The sequence below is a fragment of the Paenibacillus puerhi genome, from assembly GCF_009846885.1.
Taxonomy (GTDB): Bacteria; Bacillota; Bacilli; order Paenibacillales; family NBRC-103111; genus Paenibacillus_G; species Paenibacillus_G puerhi.
The window spans coordinates 75,185-96,278 of record NZ_WUWM01000015.1 but is presented as its reverse complement, the minus strand read 5'-3'; the positions used below and the strand labels follow the sequence as shown (position 1 = coordinate 96,278).

The 21,094-nt window shown below is 47.9% G+C and carries 19 protein-coding genes; all 19 read right to left on the bottom strand.

The features are described from left to right. Positions 1–140: 140 nt before the first annotated feature. The 19 genes from GSF01_RS15175 to GSF01_RS15085 all read right to left on the bottom strand — a co-directional run bounded on the left by GSF01_RS15175 (position 141) and on the right by GSF01_RS15085 (position 20,832). Positions 141–1,838 (bottom strand): flagellin N-terminal helical domain-containing protein, encoded by a 1,698-nt coding sequence (locus tag GSF01_RS15175; RefSeq protein WP_159885438.1) that lies wholly within the window; start codon positions 1,836–1,838, stop codon positions 141–143. 140 nt (positions 1,839–1,978) lie between these two features. After that, the gene (gene csrA / locus GSF01_RS15170; RefSeq protein ID WP_159885437.1) at positions 1,979–2,224 is read right to left on the bottom strand and encodes a carbon storage regulator CsrA; all 246 of its coding nucleotides are present in this window, start codon (positions 2,222–2,224) and stop codon (positions 1,979–1,981) included. A gap of 12 nt (positions 2,225–2,236) precedes the next feature. After that, complete coding sequence (fliW, locus tag GSF01_RS15165) at positions 2,237–2,680, bottom strand: flagellar assembly protein FliW (protein WP_159885436.1); 444 nt, start codon at positions 2,678–2,680, stop codon at positions 2,237–2,239. Between the two features lie 67 nt (positions 2,681–2,747). Next, positions 2,748–3,317 (bottom strand): DUF6470 family protein, encoded by a 570-nt coding sequence (locus GSF01_RS15160; RefSeq protein ID WP_201305401.1) that lies wholly within the window; start codon positions 3,315–3,317, stop codon positions 2,748–2,750. Positions 3,318–3,333: 16 nt separating this feature from the next. Further along, positions 3,334–4,227: a flagellar hook-associated protein FlgL gene (gene flgL / locus GSF01_RS15155; RefSeq protein ID WP_159885435.1), complete on the bottom strand. Its 894-nt coding sequence runs from the start codon at positions 4,225–4,227 to the stop codon at positions 3,334–3,336. Between the two features lie 16 nt (positions 4,228–4,243). Continuing rightward, positions 4,244–5,689: a flagellar hook-associated protein FlgK gene (flgK, locus tag GSF01_RS15150; protein WP_159885434.1), complete on the bottom strand. Its 1,446-nt coding sequence runs from the start codon at positions 5,687–5,689 to the stop codon at positions 4,244–4,246. 22 nt (positions 5,690–5,711) lie between these two features. Further along, on the bottom strand, positions 5,712–6,212 hold the full coding sequence (locus GSF01_RS15145; protein WP_159885432.1) for a flagellar protein FlgN: 501 nt from the start codon (positions 6,210–6,212) through the stop codon (positions 5,712–5,714). Between the two features lie 19 nt (positions 6,213–6,231). After that, positions 6,232–6,498, bottom strand: coding sequence for a flagellar biosynthesis anti-sigma factor FlgM (flgM, locus tag GSF01_RS15140; RefSeq protein WP_159885430.1), 267 nt, complete (start codon positions 6,496–6,498; stop codon positions 6,232–6,234). A gap of 105 nt (positions 6,499–6,603) precedes the next feature. After that, the gene (locus tag GSF01_RS15135) at positions 6,604–7,020 is read right to left on the bottom strand and encodes a TIGR03826 family flagellar region protein (RefSeq protein WP_159885428.1); all 417 of its coding nucleotides are present in this window, start codon (positions 7,018–7,020) and stop codon (positions 6,604–6,606) included. Positions 7,021–7,131: 111 nt separating this feature from the next. Continuing rightward, positions 7,132–7,962 (bottom strand): ComF family protein, encoded by an 831-nt coding sequence (locus GSF01_RS15130; protein WP_235941524.1) that lies wholly within the window; start codon positions 7,960–7,962, stop codon positions 7,132–7,134. Continuing rightward, complete coding sequence (locus tag GSF01_RS15125) at positions 7,935–9,905, bottom strand: DEAD/DEAH box helicase (protein WP_159885426.1); 1,971 nt, start codon at positions 9,903–9,905, stop codon at positions 7,935–7,937. Before GSF01_RS15125 ends, GSF01_RS15130 begins: the two co-directional genes overlap by 28 nt. A 27-nt stretch (positions 9,906–9,932) precedes the next feature. Then, positions 9,933–10,328 carry a hypothetical protein gene (locus GSF01_RS15120; RefSeq protein ID WP_159885424.1) on the bottom strand — a complete coding sequence of 132 codons (396 nt, stop codon included), beginning with the start codon at positions 10,326–10,328 and terminating at the stop codon, positions 9,933–9,935. An 86-nt stretch (positions 10,329–10,414) separates the two neighbouring features. Continuing rightward, complete coding sequence (locus tag GSF01_RS15115; RefSeq protein WP_159885422.1) at positions 10,415–11,140, bottom strand: response regulator; 726 nt, start codon at positions 11,138–11,140, stop codon at positions 10,415–10,417. Between the two features lie 5 nt (positions 11,141–11,145). Continuing rightward, positions 11,146–12,300: a sensor histidine kinase gene (locus GSF01_RS15110; protein ID WP_159885420.1), complete on the bottom strand. Its 1,155-nt coding sequence runs from the start codon at positions 12,298–12,300 to the stop codon at positions 11,146–11,148. Between the two features lie 86 nt (positions 12,301–12,386). Beyond that, positions 12,387–15,005: a stalk domain-containing protein gene (locus GSF01_RS15105; protein WP_159885418.1), complete on the bottom strand. Its 2,619-nt coding sequence runs from the start codon at positions 15,003–15,005 to the stop codon at positions 12,387–12,389. A 265-nt stretch (positions 15,006–15,270) separates the two neighbouring features. Further along, positions 15,271–16,476: a methionine adenosyltransferase gene (gene metK, locus GSF01_RS15100; RefSeq protein WP_159885416.1), complete on the bottom strand. Its 1,206-nt coding sequence runs from the start codon at positions 16,474–16,476 to the stop codon at positions 15,271–15,273. A gap of 317 nt (positions 16,477–16,793) precedes the next feature. Further along, on the bottom strand, positions 16,794–17,063 hold the full coding sequence (locus GSF01_RS15095) for an alpha/beta-type small acid-soluble spore protein (protein WP_159885414.1): 270 nt from the start codon (positions 17,061–17,063) through the stop codon (positions 16,794–16,796). A 90-nt stretch (positions 17,064–17,153) separates the two neighbouring features. After that, complete coding sequence (locus GSF01_RS15090; protein WP_159885412.1) at positions 17,154–17,663, bottom strand: hypothetical protein; 510 nt, start codon at positions 17,661–17,663, stop codon at positions 17,154–17,156. Positions 17,664–17,727: 64 nt separating this feature from the next. Continuing rightward, positions 17,728–20,832: an S-layer homology domain-containing protein gene (locus GSF01_RS15085; protein ID WP_235941523.1), complete on the bottom strand. Its 3,105-nt coding sequence runs from the start codon at positions 20,830–20,832 to the stop codon at positions 17,728–17,730. Between the last annotated feature and the right edge of the window lie 262 nt (positions 20,833–21,094).

Genomic DNA, 21,094 nt, shown 5'->3' with positions numbered 1-21,094 from the left:
CTCCGTATCTCATTCTTATATAAAGTATATCGGGATTTATGTTCCTAATTATTAGGTGGATTTTAGGGGAGTTGGTTCTTTTTTATATGAAAAAAGAAAAAAAGGCTCTAGATAACCTAGAGCCTTTCGGGGAATTAAAATTAACGAAGCAATTGCAGAACACCTTGTGGCTGTTGGTTAGCTTGAGCCAGCATCGCTTGAGCAGCTTGGGAAAGGATGTTGTTCTTCGTGAAGTCCATCATTTCTTTCGCCATGTCTACGTCACGGATACGGGATTCAGCAGCCGTCAAGTTCTCAGAAGCGGTTTGAAGGTTGTTGATTGTGTGCTCCAGACGGTTTTGAACAGCACCCATTTTGGAACGCTCGGAGGACACTTTTTTGATAGCATTGTCCAGCTTAGTAAGAGCTTCAGAAGCTCCTTGTTTACTGGAAATATCAAGTCCGCTAATACCGAGTGCACTCGTTCTCATATCTCCGATGTTAAAGGAAATTGTCTGCCCTTTGTTAGCACCAATTTGGAAAGTCATTGCGCCGTTGCCAGCACTCTCACGAGCGGTGGAGTCCATACCGATCTTCTCTAACGTTGTTCCAGCAGCGGAAACTTCCTCCAACTCCACTGGTCCACTAGGGCTTGTAATAACCAAACGGCCGTTTCTTTCTTGTATTTCAACATGCTTAATTTTTGTATCATCCGTTGTATAACCTGCAGCTGCATTATAAGCATCAATTTTTGCATTAATATCAGTTTGCAGACTAGCAGCTAAGTCTTTAACTTCGGAACCTGCGTTTACTGTAGTAGGGTCAACTTCCATAGCATGTCCGTTGATGACAACACGGAACTTGTCCGTACCGTTAGTTACAGCTTCCAACGTTTGGTACTGGCCATGTGTAGAAGTAGCCACGCCAACCATTTCTACCTCAGCACCACCAAAGAAGTCTAAGACAGAAGCTGTTCCTTCGGCAACAGACCCATCAGCCAATCTAGCCGTACCATCATCACCCACGTACAACTCGACGCGCGAGTTGCTTCCACGTGTTCCGCTTTCGAATTTAAATTGACCATCTGCTTCGCGAAGCACTTTAATATGCTCGACGCCCGTGCCAGAATCGTCAATAGCCGAGTTGATTGCTTTTTCTAAAATTTTTGCGATCGCATTGGTCTCGTCTTCGGACATGGCTGTACCAGTAGCCCAATCCTTTTGCAACTTACCTTTATCTTCATCAGTCAGATATTTATTCCACTGAATATCAATTTTCTTGCCATCAACAATTAACGCATCCGTTTTTGTATAATCAATAGCGCCTGCAGCTGAAGTGTCTATGCCAGAAGCATCTGCTCCTACTAAATTACCCTTAGTAGATTTGAAGATTGCCGCTCCAGACAAGCTGTCTGTTCCTGCAGTACCACCAGCGCCGTTAAGATTACCATTAAGCAGCTTTTGGGTGTTAAATTCAGTAGTATTACCGATACGGTCAACTTCTGCTTTCAACTGAACGATTTCATCTTGAAGGTTTTTGCGATCTTCTGCTGTGTTCGTTCCGTTAGCGGACTGGTCAGCCAGCTCACGCATACGTTGAAGGATGGAGTGAGTTTCATTCAATGCGCCTTCAGCTGTTTGGATCAAGGAGATACCGTCTTGCGAGTTCTTCGCAGCCATGTCCAAACCGCGGATTTGTGCGCGCATTTTCTCGGAAATGGCGAGACCCGCTGCATCGTCACCTGCACGGTTGATACGGAAACCGGAAGACAATTTTTCCAGTGATTTGCTCGCTTGGGCTGTGTTACCCGTCAATTGACGGTGAGTGTTCAATGCTGCGATATTGTGATTAATTCTCATGTTTAACTTCCTCCCTGAATGTTCGTATATCCACGTCCATGTGGATGATATTGTGACATCTTCTAGGTCGGCCGCCCTATCGATGCCTCTATGTATATATATCGAACGCAGGGAGGAATAAGTTTATAGCTTCGCCAAAATTATTTTTCGAGCTGATCCGGCTTTCCGGAGAGCAATCGTCCTATATTCATAGGACTTAATGTTCGGCTCGATGCTTCCCTATTCGACTCTTGAATAGATTGGTAGATCTCCTTGCGAAACACTTCGATGTGCTTCGGAGCTTTGATACCTATACGGACGTTTTCTCCCTCTGTCGAGAGTATAACCAGCTCTACGTGATCGCCGATCATGAGGGACTCTCCCTTTTTGCGCGAAAGAACTAGCATCGTGATTCCCCCTTACACCGATTCGCCGATAGGCAGCGGCAGTTTATGTTTAAAGCTGTACGGGCTGTCGTGAAGAATCAACTGCCGTGCTTTTTTGTTCCGGACATGAATAAGGATGGGTGCGATCAGATTGACAGCTGCCTCACTTTGCTTTTCGTTCACCGATACGATCGTCCGCACCTCTACGTCCGTTACGTTCTGAATATCAAGCTCCAGCTGCGCGGCCTCGCTGATGGCAAAGTCATAGTCCTGAAAGAAGTGAAAAGGGTCCACGACCAACAATACCAGGTTTTCTTCATCCACAGACTGCAAGTAGGTAAAGGGAGAGTCGGCTTCCAGAGGAATGGGGAGAAATTGCTTGTAGTCCTCCAAGCCCGGCATTTCTTGCGTGAATGTAATGACTTCCTCTTCCGTGTATTCCACCTCACCGAAAAATCGGGTACTAATCTTCATCATCTATCTTCCCTTCTCCTAAAAAATAAAAAGCCGTACAACTCAGCTATGCTAGCCTCATTATACCGCTTTATGCTTGATAATCAATTTCCGGCGGCGTTATCTCCACCTTCGGATATTGCTGCATATAGATGTCCAGCTTGCCCCGATAATATTCATATTCGGGACGATTGGGATGTGTTTGTAAGTTGACTTTACCGTCGATCACGTTAATCTCTGGCCTTCTAGCCGTATAGAAGATATCTACGTTATCGTAAGAAGCTTCACCGACAATATCGAACTCCGAAAAATTATACCGGATCTGCTCGGCATTATCGGCAATGGCATTGGTCTTGAGATGAATCTGGGCCAAGCGGTTGCCATTCTCTACAATACGTGCTATACCTTGCATGGCAATCTGATGAGCTTGGGAATAGATCCGGTTAAATGATTCCAGTACCGGGCCTCTGCCTAACGCATCCCAGGCCTTAGTTTGGTCGATCTCCAATTCACCGCGCGGCTGCCGAATCTCCTGCTGGGGCCGTTCGGTTGTCATCTCGAACGTCGCTCGGGGCTGACGAATATCTTGAGTGCCAAGATCGGCGTCAATCCCGATTAATGCCGGTGTTTGCCGGATCTGGATATGGGGGAAGGAAACCATACTACTTCGTACCTCCTTACCTCAGGAAGTCTACTAGACTCGGCTGGATGAGCTTCGTTCCCGCAGAGAGTGAGGCCTGGTATACATTCTCATCCATCTTCAGCCTCGTGATGACGGAGGACATATCCGCATCCTCGGTCTTCGACTGCAAGCTTTGCAGGTTGGTATCAATATCCTTTAAACGATCTTCCGCCAATTGGATGCGGTTGGTTTTAGCCCCAACATCCGCGCGAATACCGAGCAGCTTGTCTATTCGACTATCAAGAAGGCCTAGGGATTTCTGCACGCCTTCGTAATTCTTACCATCCAGAGCCGCAGACATGTCCGTCAATACTTTAAATATGCTGTCTTCTCCAGCTCCAAATACTTCGGTTCCCGTTTTGTTAATCGTCAGCTTCACACCTAGACCTATCTCAAATTGAATAGGGCCCTGATGAATATCGGCACTGGGAGCTGTCGTAAGGTCCTGATAAGGCTTGACATCGGTTTTTTGTCCGTTAAAAACATATTTCCCATTAAAGTTACTATTGGCAATAGTCAGCATCTGGTCAGCCAGTTGATCAATCTCAATCTTCATGGCTTTCATCGATTCATCGGAGTTCGTGCCGTTTGCCCCTTGTACCGCCAGCTCACGCGCTCTATGCAAAACGGTTCCGACCTGATCAAGCATCGTATCTGAATAATCGAGCCACGAGACAGCCGTATCGACATTTCGTTGATATTGGTCATTGGCTGCCAGCTCGCTTCGATATCTTAACGAAAAGCTGATCCCAACCGGGTCGTCTGAAGGCTTGTTGATTCTCCTGCCGGTCGCCAGTTGATTTTGCAGATTATCCATTCGTTTGAGGTTCGAATTCAGATTTCTCAATAACTGCGTATTCAGCATCGACTGCGTGACGCGCTGTGTCATCCCTTCACCCTCTTTCTTATCTTCCGACTACGCCCATGGAATTGATGACCTTATCCAACGCTTCGTCAAATGTGGTCAAGGCCCGGGCTGCGGCGTTATAAGCATGTTGAAATTTAATCATATTGGCCATTTCTTCATCCAGCGATACGCCACTGACTGCCTGACGACGGGAGTCTACCTGATCGACTAGAATCTTTTGATTAGCTGCCTGTCTGGTAGCTTCTTGGGATTGTACGCCGATCTGTCCGACCACAGCTCGCAGAAACTCGTCGAAGGTCCCGCCATTTAAAATAATCTTGTCGAGGCCAGAGGTCTCGAAATTGTATTTCGTATTTTTGATGCCTGCGATTTGCAGAGCCATCTCATTGTTTCCCCGAACGACTTTATCCACTCCGTTATCGGAAAATGTCGCTTTGGAAGCTGCGATGTTTTCCACGTCGTCCGTAATCGTCGAGCTGACGCCCATCTGCTCCGCCGCTTTAGCCGGATCGGTAATGGCTGAGAAGAACAGCCCTCCCCTGGTTGCTGCAGGACCTTTAAGTGTATACCCTTCTTGGTGAGCCGTGTTTACAGAACCGACGATGGTCGTTGCGAGTGAGTTCAACTGCCTCTTATACTCATCCACATACTTGGTTGTCGATTCCTTGAGAGCGAACAGCTCCCCGCTGGCCAGATTGGTCGGATATGCCGCATTCACCAAGTTCAAGTTAAACTCTGTCGGCGCTTGCCCTGTAACCAATGTCTGGTTGCCCATCATAACCGTATAGCCGTTCGCATCTTCCGTAACGGAAATGTTAATGACCTTGGACAGATCGTCGAGCAATACGTCCCGTTGATCCCTAAGATCATTAGCATTATTGCCCAGGCCCTCGATGCGGTATATCTCCCCATTCAAAGCAGCTATTTGCTGAAGGGTAGAGTTCACTTGAGTAATTTTCACATCGATGTTATCGTTCAAGTCCGAAGTAAGGTCATTAAGCTTTCGAGCTACACTATTGAAGGCGTCGGTCAGAGCCAATGCGCTTTCTTTCACTACGGCACGCGTCTCCAGGTTGTCCGGCTGCTTGCTGAGCTCCTGCCAAGAGTTCCAGAAGTTATCCATAACCTGGCGCAGTCCAGTGTCCGAAGGCTCATTGATGATGGATTCGAGCTTCTCCAGCGTATCCTGACGGACAGTCCACTCGCCGTAGCCTTTATGCTCGTTATAAAATTGCTTATCCAGAAATCCCTCGCGAATACGCGTAATCGAGGTGAACTCGACGCTTTGCCCCATCTGGCCTGGAATATTGCTTCGCATCATGCCAACTGCTTCGATAGGCTTAGCCGCAACCATATTGACTACCTGCCTGGTGAAGCCCCGCGTGTTCGCATTAGCAATATTATGGCCCGTCGTCGTCAATGCCGCCTGCTGGGTAAATAAGCTGCGCTTGGCAAGCTCCAGGCCCGTAAATGTTGAACGCATAAACGTTCCCCTTCCCGATATCTTATGCTTTCGTATCGAATATTCCTAGACGTTTGATCCCTGAAGCAGGCTGGTTGGGATTGTGATAAAACACCTCGTCCTCCGGCGGACCGACCATAAGATCAAGCGAATAGTCTATATAAGCAAGAGAATGCTCAATCAGTTGCTGGTTCAGCTGGTTCAACTCTCTTAATTTCCGAATTTTTGCAAGCAGCCTCTTCTGTTCCTCTAATAGCGTTCTTTTTTCATCGATATTAAAGATGATTTTAGTCAAATCGCTGATCGTTACCTTGGGGTTCGGCTTGTATCCTTTCTCGATAAGAAAGTTACCCGTAGCCTCGATGCGCTGAGTGTCTAATTCTTCAATCCGTTTAAGAAGCTTGTTCTCACGGGCTACGAGATGGGACAGCTTATCCACTTCATTCTTAACGATAACATGTCTCTTCTGCTCGGCCATATCCAACAAGTTGTCATGAACTTCGTTTAATTCGGTCATCGTGTGCAATATGGCGTCTAAGGACATGCTAGTCACCTCAACTCATTTATTTCAAGAAAGGAAATATCTTCTCCGCTAGTTTGCGTGCGTCAACGTGGTATGTGCCTGTCTGAACCGAAGCCTTCAACTCTTCCAGCTTGCTGCCTGACGTCTCCGTCACTCCTTGTGTCCCGTTCAAGAGCTCCTTGGCTTCCGCGGAAATTTCCACTTGATCCTTCTGCTTCTTCTTTTGAAGATTTGCGGGGGAAGCGGATTCATGCGCCTTCTTATAAGAGTTGACTGCCCCAACCTGATCCGTACGGTTAATTTTCATCCCTGATCACCTCGATTATCGGCCAAAGTAAATACCCACCGACTCTGCTTTATTACTTTTATCGGTGGGTGAAATATAAAAGTTTAGGTTAAAATGAATTATCTCTCAGCGGTCTTCCAAACGATCTTTAATTTTATACGTGACGCCCTTGTTAGCCTCGCGTTCTCTTCTCTTCTGTTCATCCTCCATCAATCCCGAGGTTTCCTTCATCAATCTTGTTCGGCATGGCTCGCAAATGTTACCTTCCCGGATCGGAGCCGCGCAAGCTTCGCAACTATACGCCATATTAGGATTATTCTTGATGGAAATGCGTCCCTCGCGAATAAACTTCATGATTTGCTTCATTTCCACGCCCGTCTCGTCGCTCAGCTCTTGAATGGTGCACTGGCGATGATCGCGCAGGAAATTCAAGCACTTCTCATATTCGGCCTCAATCCCTTTTATACATGCCGGACACAGACCATAATTATTCTTCATATATACTTTTCCGCAACGGTTACAGTTTGCTACATTGAGACTCATCCCATACCTCCTCAGCCTATGCAACAATCTTTGATATATCCCTAGTGTAGCTTATTATCCGGGACATTGCACATGGTTTTTTTGCATTTCTACGGGAAAATAGACCCAGATTCATCGCGCCCATGTGATTCCATATACCTCCACCGGCAGAGACTCCCGAATGACCCTGGAGCATTCGCTCATGGTGCTCCCTGTCGTATAAACATCATCGATCACATATAGCCGTATCTTGATACGCTTAGCCTCTTCCGCTAGCATGATTGCCGCGTATGCATCAAGCTCGAACAAGCCCTTCATATTCTCGATCCGCTCATGGCGGCTCTTGGAGCTTTGCCTTTCCGTATGTCGATTGCGCCTTAGCAGAGGCAGTAGGGGTGCCCCGATCAAGCGGGCCAGCTCGGCCGCCATCTGCTCGGCCTGGTTGAACCCTCGCTCCGCACATCGCTCGGCGCTTAACGGGACGAAGGTAACGTACTCCCTCACGGCAGGAATAGAGGCGAACCTATCGGATAAGCCGTCATGGAGCCGCTGCCCTGGAGGAGGAAGCTTGTGCAAATGATACGCATGAAGCAGCATGCCTCCCATCACGGTGCGCAGCGATTCCTTCCGCTGGTATTTATACGCAGCCAGCCATTCTTTCATCCGTTCGTTATAACGAACAGCACTCCTGCTCTGCACGAAGCTGGCAGCTGAGCTCGATCCTTCGCAATCCGGACAGCGTTCGTATCGGCCGCATCGAGCACATGTGAGTTCGGACAAGTGGATCCATGGAATGCCTTCTGCACAGCCCTGGCATATCCCTAACATGCCCAAGCGTCGTTTGCCTGCCATGATCCGCCCTGCGCACACTTGACAGCACCTCTCGCCACGAGACAGCAGCCGCTCGCAGGAACGCAACCAGCCGATCAGACCTGTCATCCACGCTTCCCATTGTTTAGCCATCGTTTGAATAAAGACACGCTCCTTATGGATTGCTGAATATACCCCTTCTGCCTCGCCAGCTTGTTCATGGACTTGATCTGGCGGATCGCTTCAGCCTGTGACCTTGTCTTCTCTTCGGAAGCAAAATAAACAAAGCCATTCGGGTCCTGAGCAGACCGCCCTGCTCGCCCCGCCATTTGAACCAGCGCTGCCGCATCGAACAGAACGGAGCCTGCTTCCACGATGAACACATCTGATTTCGGTATCGTGACCCCTCTCTCCAGAATGGTCGTCGTGACCAGCAGCCGGATGTCTGCCGAACGAAACGCGATAACCTTCTCCGATCGCTCTCCATCCTTGGAGGAAGTACCTTCTATGGAATAACCTTCGTAATACTTCCTCAGCAGGCGGACAAAGGGCTCCACCGCTTTGATATTCGGCACGAACACGAAGACTTGGGCCCCCCGTTCCAGTGAATGCCGGATGGCTGTCAGCAGCCGAACCGGAAGCTTTTCGGTTTGCAGCATTTTTTTCAGCGGAGGACAATTCAGCCAGCTTGGCTCCGGCAAGGGGTGACGGTGATATCTGGCGGGGACGCGTACATGAGCAAGCCGCCCTGTTCGGACCTCCCGCTGCAGCCGGGCAGGCGGAGTCGCCGACAGAAGAATAAATGTTCCGCCAGGCTTGCAGACCTGATCTACGGCATGCAGCAGCATCGGGTTATTATGGTACGGGTAAGCATCGATTTCATCGACGATCACCAGATCGAAGGCCTTATAGAACCTGAGCATTTGATGGGTCGTCGCCAAGGTGAGCACCCCCTGCTCCCAGCGCTGCTCGCTGCCTCCATAGAGCGTTACACGTGAGATATCCGGAAACGCCTTACCCAGCCGGGGGTGAAGCTCCAGTACGACATCCTTACGTGGAGTGACGACAGCTACCCGTCCTCCCGACTCGACCATGTATTGAATCATGGGAAAGATCATCTCGGTCTTACCAGCACCGGTTACCGCCCATATGAGAAATCGGCTTATACCCTCATTCTGTTTTGAAAGGGAAGGATTTGCTTTCAAGAAATTCAATGCCGCATCCGAAGCGGCTTCCTGTACATCACTTAGCCCCCACGCTTTCAGGTAATGGGAGTTGTTGCCCTCGAACTCCACGGAACGTAACTTGTCACTTCCCTTTTTCAAAATGTGATCGCTAGTACAGACCAGCGGACTGCAGAACCTCACCCGCCCCATCGTCAGGCAAGCCTCGCAATACGGGCAGAGCTCGCCGCAATGCGGACAATCCGTCCAGCGAATACTCGACGTTCCCGAGGTAGAGCCGCTACCTGAGGCTTGGGCCCCCTTGCTTCCGCAGCGCAGGCATTCGGCTTGAACCTGACCCTGGAGAGCTCGCGACTTCTTGGCCCAGGATGTCCAGCCTGCGGTTGCCTCCCGAACCTCTACGCCGGGCTGGAGAGCAATAGCGCCGATTAGCCACTCTCTTTGTATGAGATAACCCAAGGAATGAATACGGCCGGCCCCTGGCTGCTCATCGGCTTTAAGCAGGGATTCGATTTCTTCCATCAGCAGGCGTCTTCCCTCGAGCGAAGCCAGCCGCATGGCCTGGTATCCGTCCGAGCCTTCTGTGTCCTGCCCCACTTTATCCTGGCTTCCCTCATAAGGAGGCGTCCATTCCCAAAGCTTCCAGGCTTTGTCGTCCGATCGCTTGATCCCCGCTAGCCCGGCCATCCTAAGCAGCACGGAACGGTCCGTCTGTCCCGAGCCTCCGGCCCCTTTATTCAATACTGCTGCCAGCCTCCAGGCTTGTCCAAATGACAAAGACGGTTCCAGTACACGCAGTCGATAGGCATGACCGTGTACCCGAACCCAGTGATCCCGATCTGCACCCAATTCTACAGATACGTGCCATGAAGTGCCTTGCGATGTGTCTAGCGCATATACAAATGCTCTCATGAGACTCCTTTGGTTTAAAGTATAGATTCACATGAATTTGTAAGCGGTTTCTAAATCTTGATTTTGGCTAAGCCGAACAATCACCAGCTGCTCATCGTCATGCTGCCGATTCCAGATCTTCCAGCTGTCGTCTGCAGTATAAATGCTCAGGTGATGTTCGTGGCTTAACCGCTCCGCGATAGCTACCGTGTCATCGGTAGAGCCCTCGTCAGCTATAGTGACGGTAATCGTCCGCCCTTTCAACCAAGAGAAGAAATGAAGCGAACGCAGATACCACTCCACGTGATGTCCGTTGTTTCTCGTCTGGAGAATATAGTGCGTAATACGGGGCGCCGCTTGGCGTTGCCAACGCCGATGGAGTGCATGAATTAACACGATTCCGGCAGCATAACAGCCCACGATCCAAATCAAGCCTAGTATCATAGAGGCTCCCTCCCTTAAGAGCAGTATATGCCGCTCTTATCGGGATGGTGTCTGGAGAATCTCTAATCAGCTTTCTCAATCTATGGCTACAGGGTTACCCAACCGTTCTTGATGGCGATAATGACCGCTTGCGTACGATCGTCGACTTCCATCTTTTGCAGAATGCTGCTGACGTGGTTTTTAACGGTTTTTTCACTTATGTATAGGAACTCGCCAATCATTTTGTTGCTCTTGCCCTCAGCCATGAGTCGGAGTACTTCCGCTTCGCGGCGCGTTAATGGGCTATTGTCCATATGTACATATTTCACGCCGGCTTCTTTGGCCGCCGTTCCCGTTCCCGAAACGCCCTGCTCGTCCAGATACGTCATCCGGCGCAGCTGGTTGATCAGCTTGCCTGTTACCTTAGGATGGATGTAGGCATGTCCAGCCACCACAGAACGAATAGCGTTAATCAGCGACTCGGCCTCCATATCCTTCAGCAGGTAACCGGATGCTCCTTTGCGAAGCGTTTCGAATACATAGCTTTCATCATCATGGATAGACAAGATGATAACTTTGATATCGGGGAAAATATCCTTCAACTTTTCGGTTGCCACTACGCCGTTTTCGATCGGCATATTAATATCCATCAAGACAATATCAGGATGAAGCGTGTTGCACAGCTCGAGAACTTGAATCCCGTCGCCGCACTCGCCGACAACCTCCAGATCGCTTTCCATATTCAGAATGCGCTTCACACCTTCACGAAATAGCTGGTGATCATCTGCGAGCACCAGCTTGATAGGACGTTTGACATTGCCCATGATGTCCATATAATCTATTCCTCCTTGTTATCGGACTTGATAGGGATGACCATGGAAAATTTCGTACCTGCTCCCACTGCGGACTGAATGTCGAGTCTGCCTTCCAGCAGCTCTACCCGCTCACGCATCCCCATGATCCCGTAGTGACTGCCTTTGGATATTTTCTTGTCTATGGTGTCTGCTGCAAAGCCTACTCCATTGTCACTGACCGTAAGCTTGATCATCTGCTGCTGAAAGGTCAGCTCCAGTGTAACATGAGTAGCTTGCGCATGCTTCAGAACATTGGAGAAAGTCTCCTGGACAAGCCGATATACGGCAACCTCCATACCTGAAGGCAGCCGGATTTCTTTACCTACCATCTCAAACTTCGTATTGATCTTGGATTTCTCTTCGAAATCCTGTACGAATTTGCGGAGAGTCGGTACAAGACCCAGATCATCCAGAGCCATAGGGCGAAGATTGAAGATGATCTTGCGAACCTCTTCAATCCCGCTCCGTACGCTGAATTTCAGGTCATTCAATTCTTCCTTCACAGCCGAATATGCTTCCTTAGCCAGCATACGCTCCGTAATTTCCGTGCGCAAGACCATGTTGGCCATATTTTGAGCAAGCCCGTCGTGAATTTCCCGGGCAATGCGCTTACGCTCTTCTTCCTGAGCCAGTATAATCTTTAAGCCCAACAGCTGCCGGTTCTTGGCAGACTCCAGCAGCCGAGTCACCTGATTCAGGTCGCCCGATAAATATTCCAATACCACATTGAACTGGGATACCAACGCCTCCGCACGCTCAAGCTGCCGATCCACATTCTTGATCCGCTTCTGCAGATCGTCCCGGCGGTGCTTCAGATGTAGTTCCTTCTCCCTATGAATGGCTAATTGCGCTTGAAGCTGCGTTGCCGCTTCATAAGCCGTTCGAATATCCTCTTCATTGAATCTTTTAAAATCCCGGCTTACTTCCGTCAGACGGACCCGGGAACGGCGGTACTCGACTTCAAACCGATCGACCGTATCGATCATGCGTTTCGTTTCCTCAATTACAAGCTGGAGCTCTTTATTAAGCGCTTCGCGCTCCGTCCGGACACTCTCGCATATCTCGAAGACCTGGTATTTGCTGTTCTCCATCACATCAATGGCATTCTTGATGACGCGGTCAAAGACATCGACTTGCATCCGGGCAGTGCTCCTTCGCCATTTTTCTCAATTACTAGCAATATAGTACCATATTTTCGGAAGAATGTGAGAGCTTCTAGCACTAATTATTGTAGCGTAATTTGTCTTGTTTTCGCATCCCAAGTCACTTTCCAACCCAAATTCTCCGATAATATGCGCAGTGGCACCATAGTCAGATCGCTTTTAATAACAGGAGCCACCTCAGCCGTCACCCGCTGACCGTTCACGACTAAGTCTTTATGATCAATCCATAGGTCGATTAGCTTCGTCCCGCGAATGACCGTGACCTTCCGTTCTTTATCGTCCCATCTCACCGTTCCCCCCAGCGCATCGGCCACGAACCGAAGAGGAATTAACGTATTGCCTTCGGTGATATAAGGAGCTTGCTCAAGCGTCATAGCTTTGCCGTTCACCGTTACCGACTTTTTGTCTACGGTCAGGCCCACTGTATTCAACGCCGGCTGCTGCACCGCTCCCCGGTAAGTAAACGTAATATCGTCGATACCGATGCTTCCTTGCGCAGCGCGCTCGTCTTGACCGATCTCTTCATTTACGAGGTAGACGCTCTTCAAACGGATCGGGTAGGTCAGGTTGTACTCCGATAAATCGGCCGTTACCTGCTTCCAGCCCTTCCAGTTCACATTACGTGCCAGATCGACACGGATCGTCTCTCCTTTGTTGTCGACGAGCTCAGTTCGAAGCCAGTTCAGACTTTCATCGCCGTTCACTCTAAGCTTTAGCATCTGCGGTTGGCCTTCCACCAACACCCCGGTATCCATCGTCGCGAATGCCCATTTATTACCGGTACCCTTTGTAAAATCGTATTTAAGCTCCAAATACTTATTGCCCGTCTCGGAAGGCTTGATATATACCGCTGCCGTTACTTCCTCCGGCTTATGATCGGACATCGTCATGACCGCGACATTATCCAAGTCGTACCAGACCTTATCAATCCCCACAGGGATCGTCGTCATCGTACTATAGCCGTCATAGCGTGCAATCAATTGGGCTCCCTTGCTGCCCGCCAAGCTTTTCACGGTCAGTTTGCCGTTGGCTGCTGTTCCTTCCACCCCGAGCAGCTCCCATTGGATGAGCTCAGGCGGCACTTCTCTCGTTTTTCCCGATAGGGTCGTAGCTACAACCGGGATCTTATAGGTTTCCCCTTCGGATAGAGCCATGCTGTCAGCCATGATTTTGAGACTGGCGATTTGATCGCGGCCTGCGACCTCGAGGTCCGTAGTGTAGCTCGCACCGCCGGCTGCTGCCGTTATTTTAGCTGTTCCCGCTTTGCTTGCGGTAAATACATGATCCTGGAAGGTTCCCATTCCCCCGGCAACACTCCACTCTGCCTTCACGGTGCCTGCCGCGATCGGGTTATAGAACTCGTCATAGCCGCCTGTACCCAGCGCCGCGGCTTCGCCAATGAATACAGCCCCCGGAGCCTGTACGATCAGTGCTTTAGGCTGGCCTTGAGGTGCTGTAGAGTATACGCCGACTCCATTAACGACTCTTCGCTGAATACCGGTCTCCGTCTTATTCGCCAGCACGGGGTCAAATTCACCGAGCGGACGAGCAACCATCTGCGTCGAGCCCCCGCCGTCCAGATTGAGGCCTTTCCACACGCCTACCTGGATCATAAACTGCTGCAGCTCCGCCATCGTCAGGCCCTTGCTCTCGCCGCTGTAATCGGCTGTTATGAGGTAGGCATATCGTTGATCCTTGGAGTAGCCTAGAGCCGTTCTCGAGCGTGTGCAGCACAGACTGGCAACCTCACGGGAAAAGGCAGCGGGCTGTCCTTGATCGACCAGAATCGTATGCCCGCCAATCATCATTTTAAACTTGGAAACGTCGTACGTTTTACTAGGATCCTGAGCGATCACTTGGTAATCCGCCTTCAGCGGATCGCCTACCTTAAGATGCTCGCGCACATAATCGGCTGCTTTCCCTGAAGCTCGCAAAATATAGCCGTCCGTGGGAGCGATCATACGAATAATCCCATTGTCCTCGATTTGCTGGATGATCCCATTCTGTACCAAAACTTCCGTAGGCACCGTTACGCCGTCATTGGACCGGCCTTCCTGACCCCATGCATTCGTATACATGAACATGCCGTCGATATGACTATGTACGCCATCCGGCTCCGACCAGTAATACGTTTTGTTAATCCCGCCTAAAGGATAGACTGCCCCGTCCTTGGCGATGATATTTCCTTGAAAGGTGAATAGATCCACAACAGGCTTATTATTCTGATCCAGCGCAAACGTATAAAACCCCGGCAGATAAGGAGGGGTCGCCATCAGCTCGCCATTCGATATTTGCGGTCCCATAGGAACGCCTTCCGCCTGTGTATTATAGAAGTCCCCATTCACGCCACCGACGGCCTTTGTTTCCTTGGCCATACCCAGTACGGTCTGCTTCTTGGTAAATTGATTATCCGTCCCTGTCATAACATCCAACTTCACATAGGGGTTGGTCAGGTCTACTTCAATAACATTCGCATTAACCTTAATATCCTTCTTGCTTCTAATCGTTTCCCAAGTGTATCTCTTCAAAATGGCACCGGACGTCAATATCTCCTCGCTGACTTTGGTCAGTACCGGCTGAGTATTAGCCAAGGCCGTCGGCGCTACAGACCATGTGGACAAGTAAACAGATGCTGCAAGTACTATACAAGATAGCTTTTTCCATTTTTTTTGCACGATCACGTAGTTGTTTCTCCTCTCTATTCCTCTCTCCTCTACTATAGACTCTACTTCACCCGAAAAAGTTACGAAAAAAGCTAGTAAAAAGTGAACAAAGCAAGAAAAGACGAACCGAATGCAGCATTCGGATCGCCTTGCTTAGACAGATCTTGGATTCCGGCTTGCGCCGAAATTTAATATTTAATTATCTGGATTGACCCCTATAGAGTGAGATTCAATCCATTATAGTCTTCCCGTAAATGGGTGGCTTATCTAGATGGATTTAAGCTCACGCCTGAGCGTCTGCCTTAAGCAGCTCGGCTTTATCCGTGCGCTCCCATGGCAGATCAACGTCGGTACGGCCAAAATGTCCGTATGCCGCCGTTTGCTTGTAAATCGGACGACGAAGGTCCAGCATCTTGATGATGCCTGCCGGTCGAAGGTCGAAGTTCTTACGAACGATTTCGACAAGCTTCTCCTCGCTTACTTTCCCTGTGCCGAACGTATCGACTGCGATGGATACAGGTTTAGCTACACCAATCGCGTAGGCCAGTTGAACTTCACACTTGTCAGCCAGACCCGCGGCTACGATATTCTTCGCCACATAACGGGCTGCATAAGCGCCTGAACGGTCAACCTTTGTCGGATCCTTACCGGAGAAAGCGCCGCCGCCATGACGTGCGTAGCCGCCATACGTATCGACGATGATCTTACGGCCAGTCAGACCCGCATCCCCTTGAGGACCGCCGATAACGAAGCGTCCGGTCGGGTTAATAAAATACTTCGTGTCAGCATCGATCAAATGATCCGGTACTACCGGCTTGATGACATGTTCTTTGATATCGGCTTGGATCTGCTCCAGCGTGATCTCTTCCGCATGCTGCGTCGAAATAACGATCGTATCGACACGCAGAGGCTTATCTCCCTCGTATTCAACCGTTACTTGAGTCTTGCCGTCGGGACGCAGATAATCCAAAGTACCGTTCTTGCGCACTTCAGACAAGCGGTGCGAAAGCTGGTGGGATAGAGAGATCGGCAGCGGCATCAGCTCAGGAGTCTCATTGACCGCGAATCCGAACATCATACCTTGGTCACCGGCACCGATGGCTTCGATTTGATCATCGGACATTTGACCTTCACGGGCTTCCAGCGCTTGGTTTACCCCTTGAGCAATGTCAGGCGACTGCTCGTTCAAGGAAACAAGAACTGCGCAAGTGGACGAGTCAAAGCCATACTTCGCGCGCGTATAACCAATTTCCTTCACCGTTTGACGAGCGATGGCTTGGATATCGACATACTCGGAACGGCTGGAAATTTCACCAATAACCAAAACCAAACCCGTTGCTACGGAAACTTCGCAAGCTACACGCGCATTCGGATCATTAGCCAAAAAGGCGTCAAGTACAGAATCGGAAATCTGGTCACAAATTTTATCCGGATGACCTTCAGTAACGGACTCGGATGTAAACAAACGACGACCGGATGGAATAGACATAATAATAACCTCCTACTGCTAGTATAGATAAATGAGTCAAAAATATATCGAAGCCCTTACCGGGACGTGCGACCAAATATAGGAACACGATATACAAAAAAATCAACCTTTTCCGAGTGGAAAAGGTTTCTTTACTGGTTACCTTCATTTTGTATGTTACTGGATTTGTCGTTTAGTGTCAATGTATTCGGGGCTTGTCTGAAAAAATTAACAATTCATTCTGCTTAGTATGTTATTGATAAGATCCTGAAGGTTTTATAAAGAACATTACCTGAATTCCCTTGATAGGATTAATAAAAGAAATCTTCACTAAATCCTTATAAACTGAATAGGGTTTCTTCTGCCTTTTTAATAAGCCTTGCCGTTATCGTTCCCCCTACTGCCCCTGCATCACGGGAAGCAATATGCCCCCAATAATCTTCCTTTACCGAGTAGGAGGGTATAGTACCGAGCTCTGTGGCAAATTCCACATTCATACTGGACATTTGTTTTCCCACCGGCAAGCCCAGTTCTGCAGCAATCTCATATTTCAGAACATCCAACGCTTTTCCGCTTTCCGGCACAACCTTTTTATTGTTCTTCGACATGTTAGATGAGCCTCCTCAGAAGTAATGTAATCTTATTATCTCCTCTGAGGATGCCGTAACACGTATGAACAATTGGTCATTCGGGTAAAATTATGGAGCAACCTTTGTACCGTCTGCATTGACAATAAAATAGCTGCCTCGGACCATGACAAAGATATCCTGCTTATTCTTAGGGTCTGGTTTTATGCCCCGTCCTTCGCGTGGAACGATAAGTAAATGATTCAATTCGACAGGCATTCCTGCCGTTATGTCCTTACCGCTCGTAACATCGGCCATGCCGTTTTCATCAGAGCTTATAGCCATCACCTTTCCGCTGCGTACGATGATTTCAGACCCTGCATCACCGTAGAGGGTTTGGTTTTGTTTCAGCTCAACAATGGTTAAACTGCTGTTTGGCATACCGATTTCGTTTGGTGTATCAACTTGCGATTTACTCGATTTGATTTCACTTATTATTTGCTCTAAATAACTTTTTGTCACCAATGGATCTTCCAAAGAACCTGGCTGGGTGATAGTAGTCCCTCCACTTGCCTGTCCAAAACCCGTAAACGAGATTAAGGATAAAAAAACAAAGAGCAGCACAATATGCTTAGTTTTCATTAAACCCTCCAAAACTTTTAATAAAAAGAAGACCCTCGCGGGTCTCCTCTTTAACTTAAATTAATTATTTTACAGGAATGCTTACAGATTGACCAAGCGTGCTAGCGACAATGTCGAAGGAATGGATGTTGTTGCCTTCGCTATAAGAAATGTCACCATATTGATTGATCGTAACTGTTCCTACTGCTTGGTTACCATTAATATCTCTTACGTTTGTTACGCTGAATACAACACCGAGCAGATAGTTGTACTTTTGAGCGTCAAGCTTCTCATAAGTTACATCGTAGTTATCTGTAACTTTAACTTCAGCAACTTCAAAGACATTTGCGCCTGCTGGAAGTTTCGCTATTTCAACGGAAGATTTAGCGGTAATCTTCGTAGTCTTGATAGCTTCGTCCTTAACATTGACCGAAACAGTTCTCAGAAGCGTTTCGCCTTTGTTGTTTACGAAACCAACGTTAAGATTCGAAGTACCTTTCTTATAACCAATTACAAAGCCTTTGTTATCTTTTACGCCAGTTTTTACAACAGAAGCGTCACCCGTAACAGAAGTGATTGTTTTTGGAACGGCTACCTTGTTACCAGCTGCGTCAGTAGCTACGACCTTAACTTCTCTTGCAAATTTACTTGTTGTTGCATCTCTTTGAGCATCACGTTCGTTTTTATCAGGGCCATAAACAGAAGTAACTACAGAACCGTTATCAACCGCGTTGAACAGATCTTTTACCGCTTCTACCGAATAGTTCAATGTCTCACTACCAGTAATTGCTTCGATCTTACGGCTAATTTTGGAAATTTCTACATTGTTCTTAAGAATTTGCATAGTGATTTCAATGGAATCTGTTGTACTGCCTGCACCTTTGTAAACAAACTTGTGCTCTTTGTTCAGATGTTCTACTTCTTTACCAGAAACAACAAAAGAATTATCCAATGGGCCGGCAATATTCTTAACAGCATCAGCATGATAGTCGATCGACATACCGCTACCATAAGTAGCTGTTGTTACAGCAACCGTGTAAGAGGCGCCAGAGCTAGACACGTTACCATTTTGATCAACATTTTTCAGTTCTTTCAGTTCTTTACCATACTGGTCAAGAACTTGAATCTTAAGCGCGCTGTCTGCACCGGAAACGATCTTTCTAGCAGGATCAGTTACAACTTTGAAGCTATCTGCATAACGAGCAGGTTGTACAGTCACTTGCTTCCATTTGTTGTCGAATACACCTGGCTCTGCAATCTGTGCGCTAACTGTAAATACAGTTTTCGAGTTTGTCGGCAGTTCGCTCAGTCTGATTTTACCTCTGTTTTCGCCTGCAGTTTCGATTGCAGCTTTACCAAAGGAAGAGGAGACTTTGACACGTTTCAGGTTCTCATCGTTAGTCAGATCTTCGAGACTCAGCTTGTTGCCATCAGCATCGTAAGCAACGAGTTCCATAAACGCTTCTTTGTCACCAGCAGCTACGTTGGAATCTTTCAGTTCGCCAAGTTCAATCTTAGTAGCAACTTTAGTCGACTTGATTTGAACTGTACCAGTTACGCGACCTGCTTGATTGTGTACGGAGAACGTGTATTCGCCAGCTTTGTCAACATTTTGATTAAGGTACAACTTGACTTCGAGAATTTCGTCGCTGTTATAGTCGCCAACTTCTGATTTAAGATTTGGCTCATAACCGATAATTTGAACGTTAGTGTTACTCTTCTCTTCTTCCGTGTTGTTAAAAGGTACGATGTTACCGTATTGATCGTAGTTAACTACGTCGTAGTATACGGACTCACCTTTAGTTGTCAAGGAATCTTTATTGTTGGAGTATCTTGCATTGCCCAGTTCAATTTTACTGATGAACGGAGAAGTACCAACTTTAAAGTTCTTCGTAGCGTTGATACGGGAGTCGTTCTCGTAGATATTAACAGGAACGATACCGTAACCGGATTGATAAGAATCCTTGTCGATATCAAGAGTCAGAAGCAGCTCGCCTTGTGTGTTCTTCACGAGCTTCACGTATGCATCGTTGTTATTACCTGCATACACTGTATAGCTACCTGCAGACAAGGAAGCATTCTCACCGTATTGGTTGGAAGCTTTGATCTTAACAACTGCTTTTTTGGACTTAGCAAGCGTATCGTTGCTGTTCAAGAAGTCGATTTTTACAAGCTTCTCAGCCTCGCCTTTGAACTCGGCAACTGTTTTACCAACTTCATTAGCTTCTAATCCGGACAATGTAACTGTGTAGTTACCTTCGCGAATTTTCAGGTTATCCTTCAGTGTCAAAGTTGCGGATTTCTTGTCATCAGCAAATTTAACATCAGCTTCAACAACGCTGGAACCAGCTTTCAACTCAAGCTTAGCTTTGGCAGTATCAACCGGTTTGTTGAAAGTTACTTCAACTTTTTGAACGCCTACTGCTTTAGCTTCAGTTACATTCACTACGCCTTGTGGTACATATGCTTTGTCAGCAGCGTATGCAGCCAGAACGAGGATATCGCGAGTAGCTGCGGAAGTACCACCAAAAGTACCGTCTGCGCCGCTAGTCAGGATTTTCTTCTCGATAGCAACAGCTACATAGCCTTTAGCCCAGTCAGAAACTGTTTTGTCGCTTACGCCAGCGCTTGCTTTAGCGTCAGCTTCCCAACCAAGACCGCGAACCAGGAAAGTTGCGAGTTCTTGCTTAGTTACTTCGCCAGCTGGGTTGTATTGGCCAGGAGCATAACCGTCAGTCAGGCCAGCAGCTTTCAGAGCTTCGATGTAAGGAAGAGCGTAGCCGTTAGCTGGATCTTCTGATTTAACATCAGAGAAGCTGGAGCTTTTTTTGGATTGATCAACTTCAAGGTCGAAGATCAAAGCCGCTACTTTAGCGAATTGAGCACGGTTCATTTTGTCTTTCAAACCGAATTCTTTTTCGCCTACGCCGTCGAATACGCCAGCGCCGATCAGTTCGTCAAAAATTACTTTTTGTTCTGCAGTCAGATCTTTCAGATCGTCGAAGTCAGCAGACGATTTCTTCGTTGCAGCATCTTCTGCACCAAATGCAACGGAAGAAAACATCGAGAATGCCATAGCCAAAGACAGGATTGCGGATAAACTTTTTTTCATAACCTTTTTTTCTCCTCCTCGGATATCTTTCGGTTGTTGAGAGTTTTCTTTAGATAAATTATAGCTCGATTCCCTCATTAGCCGATTCACCCCCTTCCCAGAGTTGAGCGAGCAAAATGAATTTAACTTTAGTTAAGTCTGCAATGTATAAGATTGCAGAAACTAGTAAACAATAATAATGGGCTTACTCCAGACTACATACCATTGAACATTATACACCGACTGGCCAGCAAAGGTAAAGAGTGGATTTTGTGAATATTATCCAAACCTTGTTCTTTCTCCTGCTGTTTTCTTTCGCCTTGCTGTTTTCAATGTATTAAACGCAAGGTTCTTTGAAAAG